Below are 11,885 nucleotides of genomic sequence, written 5' to 3'. Positions count from 1 at the left end.
GTGTCGGCACAGCAAATTGAACATCTGTACGTGTGGGCAGCCACCTATGGGCATGTGATAGTGAGAGAGTGGTTTGTCGGCGGGGGACGGCAAAAGCCGCTCCTGCGGGCCTCGTTTCGCGCCATCCATGGCGCTCAACGCCCCCGCCAACCCACCCCGTCCCACCTTCGGCAGGAGAGCCGCCGAGCATGGCTCGGCGCTACGGTTACCGGTGCTGCCTGCCGTTGTTCCAGATGCGTTCTGCGGGATCGAATTCGGTGGTGGTCAGCTGCTGCGCCCGCCAGCCGATGCCGCACATCATCACCGGGCTGGACGCTATCCCGTCCAGTTTCAACGTGTCCTCGATGTCGAACTCGTTGATCGCGGCCGTTACGTAGGACGCGACCCCCTCGAGGGTTGCACTTATCGCGAGCTGCTGCGACAGATGGCCGGCATCGAGCAGGATCGCCCGGTACGCTTTGGGGTGGCTGCGGTACTTCCAGAAATTCCTGGGAAAACGCGCCACCTGGATCAGGTGCAACGCGGCATCGACGAACCAGTCCTGGCCCGCAAGCATCACCCGGACGCGGGCATCTAGGTCGTCCGGCTGGTCGGGCAGGCGGCGCAGTGAGTGGCTGGTCGGATCGTAGTGGTGGATGCCGTTTTCCAGGTCCTCCACATTGCGTACCACGGCATAGGTTTCCAGCGGATGCAGGCCACCGCCGGAGGGAATGTTCTTCTTCAGGATCTGCATGTCCGGGGCCGGCTGTATCACTGCGTGCGCCATGATCGTGCGCTTCAGTATCCGCGCTGCGGTCTGCAGCGGCAGGGGGCGGTCCGGATCGAAATTGCGGCAGGTGACCCTGCGCGACATCAGTTCATCGAAGTCCTCGTCTGCGGCGACCGGCAACGGGATGGGCGTGCCTTCGTGCTGGCTGACCGCCGCTGGGGGCGGGCCGTAACTGCCATGCAGTTCCACCGCAGTGACCAGGTTGTTGCTGCGCATTTCATGGGCGCTGTCCACGCCCCTCCAGCGCCCCGCGCGATGTGCCAGCGCGGTCAGCGGCCACCCGTTCAAGGCCCGCACGCGCGCATCAGCGTCGCCGAACCCAGCGGCGCTTTGTTCATCGCTGATCACCAGGCCCTTGAGGATCAATCCGCGCAGGATCTGGCTGCAGCCTTCGTACGCATCGTCTTCGCTCCACTCGTCTTGGGGAATCCTGCCCAAGGCACGGACCTCTTCTTCGCTCAGCACGACCGGCTCATCCAGATGGCCGGCCAACGCCTGCCAGGCCAGGAAGGTCTGCAGTTCGGCGCGCCCTTGCAGCACGGCCTGCAGATCCAGTCCACGGTCTTCCTTGACCTGCATCATGAGGATGGAACAGCGGCGGAAGCGCATGAAGATGTCCAGCAGGAGGCTTGCACAATTCTAGGCTGCAACGCATCGCGCCGATGCAGCCATCCTCTGCTAAACCTCTGCACGGATATGCCGCTATAGCCTACTTGAGCCAACCCAACCAGGACGACGACCATGGCAACTCCCCCCGCACGTACCCCGCTCACGCCGGCACAGGCCGCCACGCTGCTGGACCGCCTGCAGAACGATGACGCGTTCCGTTCCGCGTTCGCGGCAAGCCCGACCGAGGCACTTGCCGGCCTCGGTGTTGTCGCCGACCTCACCGGACCGGTGTGCGATCCGGTGCAGGCGCTGGCCAGCAAGGAAGAGTTCGCTTCGGTATCGCAGCAGCTGCAGGCACACGTCGCCCTGCGCGGCTCGTTCGATGTGCCTTACTGCTTCGAAGCCGGCAAGGTCCAGGAAGCATTGGAAGGCTGAGCCGCCACGGCCAGCGCGGCCGGCCCACGGGCCGGCTGTCCGCGTGGGTCGTGACTGTCGCGCACGTTCAGTGCCTGCAGGATGTAGTTGCCGTTGTCTTCGGCATAGGCCAGGCCACGATGGCGCGCGAGCCATTTCTGTTCGACCCGCGCGCTGGCGGCATCGTCCATCGCAAGGTAGGCGTCGCGCAACGCGGCATGCACCTGGTAGAGCTCGCGTCCGTCGACCATCGGCTTGAGCATCGCCAGCGCGCGCTCCGGATGGCCATCAAGGCGGGCCTGCGTTGCTTCGACGATCACCAGCATCTGCGCCGAGCGATCACCGCCGCGCGCGGCGATCTGCCGCTTGATGAGCGGCAGCAGGTTGCCCGGTGAGTGGTCGCCTCGCTGTGCCACGTAGGCGGTTGCCGCCACGATGAACGCCACTTCCTGCTGGTCCGGAACGGCCACCTCGCCATCCAGTTCGTGCAGCAGCTTCAGGATGTCCTGCCGATACCCGCGGTGCTGCACCCCGCTTATGCCCTGCAGGTTCTTCACCACCACGTCGACCAGGGTGCACATGACCTCTTCGCCGCAGCCATCGCGCAGGGTCTGCAGGCCCGCTATCGCACTGGACGCATCGTTGGCGTCCACCAGCACCGCAGCGCGTTCGAGCTGCTGGCCCATGTTGGAGGGCTGCACGTCCTTGATGTTGGCCAGCGCGGCGGGCATGTCACCCTCCACCGCGTACACGATCCCCAGGCGGGTGCTTGCGGTACGTCCGGCCAGCGTATTGGCCGTGCGGAAATGCCGCCGCGCGGTGTCGTGGCGGCCGATAGCCAGTTCGATCCGGCCGACGAAATCATGGGCCACCGATCGCATCGGATTCTGCGTGGCCAGCAGGCGACGGGCCGCGTTCAGAGCATTGGTGTAGTCGCCCAGCGAGTACAGTGCGCGGGCGCGATTCATATACCCGGCGTAGTAGTCCGGGTACAGATCGGTCAGCATTTTCCATTTCGCGGCAACCTCGCTGATCGGCGCACCGTCGAGCTGCTTTCCCCAGGCTTCCAGGTACAACACGTCGCGCGGGGGCAGCCGTTCGCGCAGCGCCACTGCGCTGCGGTACGACGCCATGGCCTGGTTGACCTCGCCGCGCGCCATGTGGATCCGCATCCTGCCGACGTGGGCGAAGGCGAATTCCGGGTCGAGCTTGAGCGCCTGCTCGAAGAACTGCAGTGCCTCACTGTAACGCCGGTCTGCCAGTGCGTTGCTGCCTTCGGCGTAGGCGCGAAGTGCATCCAGGTCCGGCGTGATGACCTGCGGCAGCGGCCGGGCATTGCTGTGCACGTCGGAAAGGGCTTCACCCAGGCGCGTGCGCAACGAGGCGACGACGGTATCGGTGGAACGCAGCGCAGACTCCAGCCCACGTCCGTCCGCATACTCGGTGAACACCGTGACCCCATCGCGCGGTTGCACCACTTCCACCGCCACGCGCAGGCGTCCGTTGACCTCGGCGATGGAAGGAATCAGCACGGCACGGGCACCCTCGCGGATCGCCACTTCCACTGCCGCCTTCCTGTCCAGCGGAGCATCGGGATTGCGGCGCATGCGTGCTTCGGTGTCACGCACCTTCAGGTCGCTGAGCACGTTGACGTAGCGGGATTGTTCAAGGCTGACCCGCAGGGCCAGGTCCATCGAATCATCCAGCAGGCTGTTGCCGGTCATGTTGCGTACGTCGGCCAGCACCACCCAGTCGCGCTCGGCGAAGGCGATCGCCGGCTGCGGCCGCAGCAGCAGCCAGCCCCCCAGCACCAGCATCACCGCGAACATCGCTTCGGCGGCCATCGCCATCGGCCGGCGCCAGAACGGGATATCGCGGATCGCCTTGGGCGTGGGGCGCGGGCGGCCCACCGCCGGGACGTCCTCGGAAACGACCCCATATACGTCCATCGGCTGCGCCACGCCCTTGAAGCGCCAGCGCCCGAACGACTTCCACTTCAGCCCCTTGCCGACCTCCCCCAGGCTGTCGGCAACCCGGCGCACCATCGATTCGGCGGTGGCCGACAACAGCACCTGTCCCGGCCGCGCCAGCTGCATCAGGCGCGCGGCCATCGGCTTGGCAAGGCCTTCCACCTCGACCGGCTTGGACCCCAGCGCGATCGCTTCGGCACTGTTGTTCCACAGGATCACTTCGCCAACGTGCAGGCCAGCGCGCGCCAGCAGTGGCACCTTGTTGGCCTGGCCGAGCTGGCGCAGCGCCTGCTGGTAATCCAGCGCGAAGCCCAGCGCATCCACCGGCCGCTCGAACAGCACGAACAAGCCGTCGGAGCGGTCGATCTGCTGGCCGCGCCAGCGCTGCTGCATCGCCAGCACCAGGCGGTCGTGCTGCTGGAACAGTTCGGCGGCGGCGGCATCGCCGATGCGCTCCACCAGCGTGGTGGAATCACACAGGTCGGTGAACAGCAGCGCGCGCAGCTGCGGGACGTGGGAGGTCGCTTCCGTGCCACCGTTCATGGGAATCTCCGCTCAGCCGGTTTCGACGACGTCGTGCGGCCAGCACAGCCGGTCGCCGCCATCCCGCTTGGCCTGGTACAGCGCACGGTCCGCGTTGGCGTACCACTCGCTCCAGTCGGCGGTGGGGTGCACCAGGCTGGCGCCGATGCTCAGCAAGCACACGTGCGGGGTGCCGTGGCTGCGTTCCATCAGCCCGTGCACGGCCGTCAGCACGAACTCGGCGGCGTGCTGCACGATCTCCGCGTTGGCACGGCGCAGCAGCAGGCAGAACTCATCACCGCCCAGCCGGCAGGCCAGGTCATCGGCGCCGGCCATCGAGCGCAGGATGTTGGCCACGCTCTGCAACACGCGGTCGCCGGCCTGGTGGCCGAACTCATCGTTGATCTGCTTGAAGCGGTCGCAGTCGATCAGCAGCAGGCCCTGCGCCGGACCGTCTTCGTGCGCCCGGCATTCCTGCAGGTACAGCGCCAGTCCGCGCCGGTTGTGCAACCCGGTCAGTTCATCGGTGCGCACCAGTTCGCGCGTATCGCGGAGCTGGTGGGTGGTGACGTACAGGTTGTCCAGCGCGGTTTCCAGGTCATGGTTGCGGCGACGCAGCTGGCTGATCAGCGCCTGTTCGTTGCCCACCACGCGCATGATGGTACGGCGCAGGAAATAGGCGATCAGGCCGGGCTCGGTTTCCACCAGCCGATGGAAATCGACATGGCCCAGTTCCAGCACGTCGGTATCGCAGGTGGCGCGCGCATCGGCGCTGCGCAGGTGGTCACCGATCAGCAGGCCGAGCTCGCCGAAGAACTCGCTGCCCGCCAGGCGCTTGAGCACCAGGTCTTCGCCGAAATCCAGTTCGATCTCGCCTTCGGCGATGACGAACATGCTGCTGCCGCGGTGGCCCCGACGAAACAGGCAATCGCCTGCGCGCAGGGTGCGACGGTGGGCGAAGCGGGCGAACAGGTCGAACTCTTCCGGGCTGAGGACGGCGTGCACGATCTCAGCCATCGCCGTGGTGGCAATGCCTGATCGTTCCACCACGTCTACGACCGCACCCCTGCCAGTCATTCCCCTGCCCTGCCGATCAGACTTCCCATCCTGAGGTGCGGAGCATATCACCGCTTGCAACTGTGCGCTGCGTCCCATTTTCCTGCATCCGTGCGTGAAATATCAGGGGGTTGAACGCGGCCTGCGGCGGCGGGCGGCCAGGGGGCGGCCGCTCCGGGCGAGGGCGTGACGACCAACGGTCGTCACCTACCAAAAGCGAGGGTCGTCCCCCACCGGGGCAGGGTCGGTGCCCGTCCCCCTTTCACATCAGGCCGCGCGGCCGGCGCTGAACTGCTCTTCCTCGGTGGACCCGGTCAGGGCGGTGGTGGAGGACTGACCCTGCTGGATCGCCTGGGTCACCGCATCGAAGTAGCCGGTGCCCACCTCGCGCTGGTGCTTGACCGCCGTGAAGCCGCGGTCGGCGGCGGCGAACTCGGCTTCCTGCAGCTCCACGAAGGCACTCATCTGGCGGCGCGCATAGCCGTGGGCCAGGTTGAACATCGAGTAGTTCAACGCGTGGAAGCCGGCCAGGGTGATGAACTGGAACTTGTAGCCGTACTTGGCGATCTCGGTCTGGAATCTGGCGATGGTGGCGTCGTCCAGGTTCTTCTTCCAGTTGAAGCTGGGCGAGCAGTTGTAGGCCAGCAGCTTGCCCGGGAACTTCGCGTGGATGGCCTCGGCGAACCGACGCGCGAACTCCAGGTCCGGCTTGCCGGTCTCGCACCACACCAGGTCGGCGTAGGGGGCGTAGGCCAGGCCGCGGCTGATCGCCTGGTCCAGGCCATTGCGGGTCTTGTAGAAGCCTTCGGTGGTGCGCTCGCCGGTGGCGAACGGCTGGTCGTTGGCATCGATGTCGCTGGTCAGCAGGTCGGCCGCCTCGGCATCGGTACGCGCCACCAGCAGGGTCGGCACGCCCAGCACGTCGGCCGCCAGCCGGGCCGCGTTCAACTTCTCGATGGCTTCGCGGGTGGGCACCAGCACCTTGCCGCCCATGTGGCCGCACTTCTTCACCGAGGCCAGCTGGTCTTCGAAGTGCACCCCGGCCGCACCGGCTTCGATCATCGCCTTCATCAACTCGAAGGCGTTCAGCACGCCGCCGAAGCCCGCCTCGGCATCGGCCACGATCGGCTGCAGGAAGTCGATCTCGTCCTTGCCTTCGGCATGGTGCAGCTGGTCGGCGCGCAGCAGGGTGTTGTTGATGCGCTTGACCACCGCCGGCACCGAATCGGCCGGGTACAGCGACTGGTCCGGGTACATCTGCCCGGCCAGGTTGGCATCGGCGGCCACCTGCCAGCCGGACAGGTAGATGGCGTTCAAGCCGGCCTTCACCTGCTGCATGGCCTGGTTGCCGGTCAATGCGCCCAGCGCGTTCACGAAGTCCTTTTCCTGCAGGTAGGTCCACAGCTTTTCCGCGCCCAGCCGGGCCAGCGAGTGCTCCACGTGGACCGTGCCGCGCAGGCGCACCACGTCGGCGGTGGTGTAGTTGCGTTCAATCCCCTGCCAGCGGGGGTTGGTGTCCCAGTCGTGCTGGATCTGTTCGGCAGTGGGCAGCGTGCTCATGTCTATCTCCAGTTCGTCATTGCTACAGCAGGAAGGAAGAGCGGGCCAGCGCAGGCGTCAGTCGATGCGTGCGTAGGCCGGCAGGGTCAGGAAATCGTTGAGTTCGTCGGCGCCGCTCAGCTCGGCCAGCAGGGCGATCGCTTCGTCCACGCGGCCGCCACCGGGCAGTGCGGCGCGGTCGCCCAGGCGGGCCGGCAGCTGGGCCAGGGCGTTGTCCAGGAGCGCGGCATCGATGGCGGTGCCGTCGTCCAGCTGCTGGCCGGGGGTATGCAGCCACTGCCACAGCTGGCTGCGGCTGATCTCGGCGGTGGCCGCGTCTTCCATCAGGTTGTGGATCGGCACGCAGCCGTTGCCATCCAGCCATGCCGCCAGGTAGCGCACGCAGACTTCCACGTTGCCTTCGAAGCCGGCGCGGCTGATGCTGCCCGGCGGCCTTGCGATCAGCTGGTCGCGGTCCACGCGCACGTCCTGGCGCAGCACGTGCTGCTGGTTCGCACCGGGCATGTGCTCGTCGAAGACCGCCATCGCCACCGGGATCAGTGCCGGGTGCGCGACCCAGGTGCCGTCATGGCCGGCGGTCACTTCGCGCAGCTTGTCCGCACGCACGCGCGCCATCGCCTGTTCGTTGGCGGCCGCATCGTTGCCGATCGGGATCTGCGCCGCCATGCCACCCATCGCATGTGCGCCACGGCGGTGGCAGGTCTGGATCAGCAGTTCCGAATAGGCCTTCAGGAACGGCTGGGTCATGGTCACCTGGCCACGCTCGGGCAGCACCTTGTCGGCATGCCGGCGGAAGGTCTTCAGGTAGGAGAAAATGTAATCCCAGCGCCCGCAGTTCAGCCCGACGATGCGATCGCGCAGCGCGTGCAGGATCTCGTCCATCTCGAACACCGCCGGCAGCGTTTCGATCAGCACGGTGACCTTGATCTGGCCGTGCGGCAGGCCGAGCATGCCCTCGATGTGCGACAGCGCGGTTTCCCACAGCGCCGCCTCTTCCATGCTCTGCAGCTTGGGCAGGTAGAAATACGGGCCACGGTCGTTGGCCATCAGCGTGCGGGCATTGTGGTAGGCGAACACCGCCGCATCGAACAAGCCGCCGGCCAGGCGCTGGCCATCCACCAGTACGTGCTTTTCGTCCAGGTGCCAGCCGCGCGGGCGCACGATCAGCACCGCGCGTTCTTCGTACGGACGCAGCGTGTAGTGCTTGGCTGGCTTGCTGCCGCTGGCCGGAGCGGTGAACTGCAGGTCGCCACGCACCGCACCGATCAGCGACTGCTGGCCCGCCAGCAGGTTGCGCCAGGTCGGCGCGGTGGCGTCTTCGAAGTCGGCCATGAACACCTTGGCCCCGGAGTTCAACGCGTTGATGACCATCTTCGGGTCGGTCGGGCCGGTGATCTCCACGCGGCGGTCCAGCAGCGCCGCCGGCAGCGGCGCCACCTTCCAGTCCTCGGCGCGGATCGGCGCAGTATCGGCGCGGAAGTCCGGCAACCCGCCCTGGTCGAAGAACGCCTGGCGCTGCACGCGGGCGGCCAAGCGGGCCTGGCGGCCGGGTTCCACCGCACGGTGCAGGGACACCAGCAGGGCCAGCAGCGGAGCCGGCAGCAGCGCGGACTGGCCGGCCACCTGGGTGGTCAGGGTGATCCCCGGGGTGGGCTTGGCGGACGGCGACGGGATGGCGGAAGCAACGGCGGACATCGAGACACTCCAGCAGCGAGGGACGTCCCTACCGTGCTTCCCGGCCCATGTATTTGACAAAGCAGTTATTGCAATGCATTGGATAAGTTACGCTTATACTCGTGACACCATGCCCACACGCCCGCCGCCAAGTCCCCGTTTTTCCTACAAATCCGATCGGTTGAAACCGCTGCGCGCGTTCTGCCAGACGGTGCGATTGGGCTCGGTTTCACGTGCGGCAGAGGCACTTTTCGTCAGCCAGCCGGCCATCAGCCAGCAGTTGCAGGCGCTGGAGCGGGAGCTGGGGGTGGTGTTGTTCGAGCGCAGCGGGCGGCGCCTGGTCCCCAGCCGCGAGGGCCAGCTGTTGTTCGAAATGGCGCAGCCGCTGGTGGAAGACCTGGACGGACTGGAAGCACGCTTCCGCGACAAGGTGAGCGGCATGGACGCCGGCGAGCTGAACATCGCGGCCAACAGTTCCACCATCCTGTACCTGCTGCCACGCATCATCGAGCGCTTCCGGCAGCTGCACCCGGACGTGCGGCTGACCCTGCACAACGCCATCAGCGCCGACGGTACCGACCTGCTGCGCGACGACGCCGCCGACCTGGCGGTGGGATCGATGACCGACGTACCGGCCGACCTGAGCTACGCTCCGGCCTACCGCTTCGAGCAGATGCTGATCACCCCGCACGACCACCCGCTGGCGCGCGGCACGCTGAGCCTGGAGGCGATCTCCAGGCACCCGCTGGTGCTGCCGCCCAAGCGCCAGATAACCTACCGGCTGGTGGACCAGGTATTCCAGCGCCACCGCCTGCCCTACACCGTGGCACTGGAAGTGGGCGGCTGGGAAGTGATCAAGCAGTACGTGGCGATGGGCATGGGCATCTCCATCGTGCCAGCGCTGTGCCTCAACGATGCCGACCCCGGCAAGCTGGTCGCGCGGTCCATGCGCGAATGGTTCCCGGAGCGCAGCTACGGCGTGATCGTACGCCGCGGCAAAGCCCTGTCCCCGCAGGCCCGCGCCTTCGTTGAGATGATCCAGCCCGAACTGTTCTCGCCCCGCGAGTACGACCAGAGCGGCCACTCCGAACGCTGACGGTAGTGACGGCCGCTGGCCGTCAAGTCATTACCCCCTTCGTCCTGGCTGTTCTCGTCCCTCTCTACAATCCCCCCATGTCGATCGAACTCCGCCATCTCCGCTACTTCCTCGCCGTGGCCGACACCCTGCACTTCGGCCAGGCCGCCGAGCGGCTCGGCATGTCACAGCCTCCGCTGAGCCAGCAGATCCGTCAGCTGGAACACCTGCTTGGCGCGCAGCTGTTCGTGCGCAGCCATCGGCGGGTGCAGCTGACCGAGGCCGGTGCGCTGCTGCAGGCGAAGGCCCGCGCGATCCTGCAGCAGGTGGACGCAGCGGTGGACGAGGTGCAGCGGGTGCAGCGCGGCGAGCAGGGCGAGCTGCACATCGGCCTGACCCGCGCCACGCCGCTGGTGCCGCAGATTCCGCGCGCCATCTTTGGTTACCGCGAGCGCTTCCCGCAGGTGCGCTTGCAGCTGCGCGAGATGAACACCCTGCAGCAGATCGATGCGCTGCTGGAAAACCGGCTGGACGTGGGCATCATCCGCAAGCGCGTGCTGCCGCCGGAACTGGTGGCGCACAGCCTGTTTACCGATCCGCTGGCGCTGGTGCTGCACCGCGACCACCCTGCCCTGCGCGGGCGTGATCCGGCCAGCACGGTGCTGCCGTTGCAGCAGTTCGCCCACGAACCGTTCGTGGGCTTCCACCGCAGCGTGGGTGCCGGCATCCACGACCAGATGATCGCGCTGTGTACGGCGGCAGGGTTCACGCCGCGCATCGTGCAGGAGGCCGGTGAGGCGTCCACGCTCATCAGCCTGGCGGCGGCGGGATTGGGTGCGGCGATCCTGCCCTCGTCATGTGACCACATCCAGATCGAGGGCGCGTGCTTCGTGGCGCTGGGGGATCAGGGCGCGCATTCGGAAGTGCAGCTGGTGTGGCGGCGGGAAGGGGTGACGCCGTTGATCCGCAACTTCACTGCGCTGTTGCAGGCGGAGTTTGAACGGTAGTGACGGCTGGCAAGCGGCGCCACAGGCTCCAGGCGATGCCGGCACCGATCATGGTCAGCATGCCGGTGAACGCGCATACGCCGGCCCAGTCCCACGCGGTGTAGGCCAATCCGCCCACCGCACCCAGCACGCTGGAACCGAGGTAGTACGAGAACAGATACAACGCCGATGCTTCGGCGCGGATCGCGCCGGCACGGCTGCCAACCCAGCTGCTGGCCACCGAATGGCCGCCGAAGAAGCCGAAGGTGACCAGCGCGATGCCGAGCGCCATCGTCCACAGCCACGGCATCACCAGCAGCACGATACCGGCGATGATCAGGGCGTAGCTGATCGACAGTACGCGGCCGCGGCCATGGCGGATCGCCTGCTGGCCCATCCAGGCCGAACTGAAGGTGCCTACCAGGTACACGCTGAAGATCAATCCGACCACGGTCTGGCTGAGCCGATAGGGCGGTGCCAGCAGGTGGTAGCCCAGGTAGTTGTAGGTGGTGACGAACACGCCCATCAGCAGGAACGCGGTGGCGAACAGCCACGGCAGGCCGGGATCGGCGAACAGCTGGCGCCAGCGTGAGGGCAGTTGGCGCAGCCCGCCACGACGGCTCTGGAAGTGCCGGGAGGGCGGCAGCTGCATCCACAGCAGCAGGGTGCTGGCAACGGCGATCAGCGATACCACGCCGATGCCCCAGCGCCAGCCCCAGTGGTCGGCGATGATGCCGGCGATCAAGCGCCCGCTCATGCCGCCCACCGCGTTGCCGCCGATGTACAGGCCCATCGCCAGGCCCATCGCCCGGCTGTCCATCTCTTCGACCAGATAGGTCATCGCCACGGCCGGCACGCCGCTCAGCGCCACGCCGAGCAGCGCGCGCAGCACCAGCATCGTGGTCCAGTCGGTCACCAGCGCACTGGCGGCGGACAGCACGGTGGAGGCCAGCAGCGCGGTGATCATCACATTGCGGCGGCCGACGCGGTCGGACACCAGGCCGGCGATCAGCATCATCACCGCCAGCAGGCCGGTGCTGAGCGAAAGCGCCAGGGCGCTGTTGGCGGCGGACACGCCGAAGTGGCGGCTGAACTCGGGCAGCAGCGGCTGCACGGTGTACAGCAGGCCGAAGGTGGAGAAGCCGGCCAGGAACAGGGCCACCGCCGTGCGCCGGAACGCGGGGGTGCCTTGTTCGATGTGGGTGGCGACGGGTGGGGGGCTGTCCCGTATACACCTCTGACGCTGCCGA

At 67.1% G+C, this 11,885-nt stretch carries 9 protein-coding genes; 3 read left to right on the top strand and 6 right to left on the bottom strand.

Annotation, left to right across the window (positions count from 1 at the left end; translation table 11 throughout):
* Positions 1-205: 205 nt before the first annotated feature.
* Entirely contained in the window at positions 206-1,378 is a 1,173-nt protein-coding gene (locus tag CXG43_RS00980) for a putative peptide maturation dehydrogenase (protein WP_101098332.1), read from the bottom strand.
* Between the two features lie 132 nt (positions 1,379-1,510).
* Between CXG43_RS00980 and CXG43_RS00975 the strand changes: the two genes are divergently transcribed.
* Complete coding sequence (locus CXG43_RS00975) at positions 1,511-1,813, top strand: NHLP-related RiPP peptide (protein WP_101098331.1); 303 nt, start codon at positions 1,511-1,513, stop codon at positions 1,811-1,813.
* Here the strand turns inward: CXG43_RS00975 and CXG43_RS00970 are convergent.
* The 4 genes from CXG43_RS00970 to aceB all read right to left on the bottom strand — a co-directional run bounded on the left by CXG43_RS00970 (position 1,768) and on the right by aceB (position 8,595).
* On the bottom strand, positions 1,768-4,305 hold the full coding sequence (locus tag CXG43_RS00970) for a putative peptide modification system cyclase (RefSeq protein WP_101098330.1): 2,538 nt from the start codon (positions 4,303-4,305) through the stop codon (positions 1,768-1,770). The genes CXG43_RS00975 and CXG43_RS00970 overlap by 46 nt on opposite strands.
* Before the next feature lie 12 nt (positions 4,306-4,317).
* A complete protein-coding gene (locus CXG43_RS00965; protein WP_101098329.1) occupies positions 4,318-5,361 on the bottom strand; it encodes a GGDEF domain-containing protein in 1,044 nt (347 codons plus the stop codon).
* A 246-nt stretch (positions 5,362-5,607) separates the two neighbouring features.
* Positions 5,608-6,900, bottom strand: coding sequence for an isocitrate lyase (gene aceA, locus CXG43_RS00960; protein WP_101098328.1), 1,293 nt, complete (start codon positions 6,898-6,900; stop codon positions 5,608-5,610).
* 57 nt (positions 6,901-6,957) lie between these two features.
* Positions 6,958-8,595, bottom strand: a complete 1,638-nt coding sequence (gene aceB, locus CXG43_RS00955; RefSeq protein WP_101098327.1) for a malate synthase A — start codon at positions 8,593-8,595, stop codon at positions 6,958-6,960.
* Positions 8,596-8,704: 109 nt separating this feature from the next.
* Between aceB and CXG43_RS00950 the strand changes: the two genes are divergently transcribed.
* Together CXG43_RS00950 and CXG43_RS00945 are read left to right on the top strand one after the other, a co-directional pair.
* Positions 8,705-9,670 carry a LysR family transcriptional regulator gene (locus tag CXG43_RS00950; RefSeq protein WP_101098326.1) on the top strand — a complete coding sequence of 322 codons (966 nt, stop codon included), beginning with the start codon at positions 8,705-8,707 and terminating at the stop codon, positions 9,668-9,670.
* A 77-nt stretch (positions 9,671-9,747) separates the two neighbouring features.
* The gene (locus CXG43_RS00945; protein ID WP_101098325.1) at positions 9,748-10,656 is read left to right on the top strand and encodes a LysR substrate-binding domain-containing protein; all 909 of its coding nucleotides are present in this window, start codon (positions 9,748-9,750) and stop codon (positions 10,654-10,656) included.
* Here the strand turns inward: CXG43_RS00945 and CXG43_RS00940 are convergent.
* Entirely contained in the window at positions 10,622-11,866 is a 1,245-nt protein-coding gene (locus CXG43_RS00940; protein WP_101098324.1) for an MFS transporter, read from the bottom strand. The two genes, CXG43_RS00945 and CXG43_RS00940, sit on opposite strands and share 35 nt — an antisense overlap.
* Positions 11,867-11,885: the final 19 nt, after the last annotated feature.

The organism is Stenotrophomonas sp. Bg11-02 (genome assembly GCF_002836635.1).
GTDB lineage: Bacteria > Pseudomonadota > Gammaproteobacteria > Xanthomonadales > Xanthomonadaceae > Stenotrophomonas > Stenotrophomonas lacuserhaii.
The sequence above is the reverse complement of the archived record's forward strand: the minus strand, read 5'-3'. Positions and strand labels throughout refer to the sequence as shown.

Coding starts and splice junctions, on each gene's coding strand:
- CXG43_RS00965 (WP_101098329.1), bottom strand. CDS start 5,361: ATGACTGGCAGGGGTGCGGTCGTAGACGTGGTGGAACGATCAGGCATT.
- aceB (WP_101098327.1), bottom strand. CDS start 8,595: ATGTCCGCCGTTGCTTCCGCCATCCCGTCGCCGTCCGCCAAGCCCACC.
- CXG43_RS00950 (WP_101098326.1), top strand. CDS start 8,705: ATGCCCACACGCCCGCCGCCAAGTCCCCGTTTTTCCTACAAATCCGAT.
- CXG43_RS00975 (WP_101098331.1), top strand. CDS start 1,511: ATGGCAACTCCCCCCGCACGTACCCCGCTCACGCCGGCACAGGCCGCC.
- aceA (WP_101098328.1), bottom strand. CDS start 6,900: ATGAGCACGCTGCCCACTGCCGAACAGATCCAGCACGACTGGGACACC.
- CXG43_RS00980 (WP_101098332.1), bottom strand. CDS start 1,378: ATGCGCTTCCGCCGCTGTTCCATCCTCATGATGCAGGTCAAGGAAGAC.
- CXG43_RS00970 (WP_101098330.1), bottom strand. CDS start 4,305: ATGAACGGTGGCACGGAAGCGACCTCCCACGTCCCGCAGCTGCGCGCG.
- CXG43_RS00945 (WP_101098325.1), top strand. CDS start 9,748: ATGTCGATCGAACTCCGCCATCTCCGCTACTTCCTCGCCGTGGCCGAC.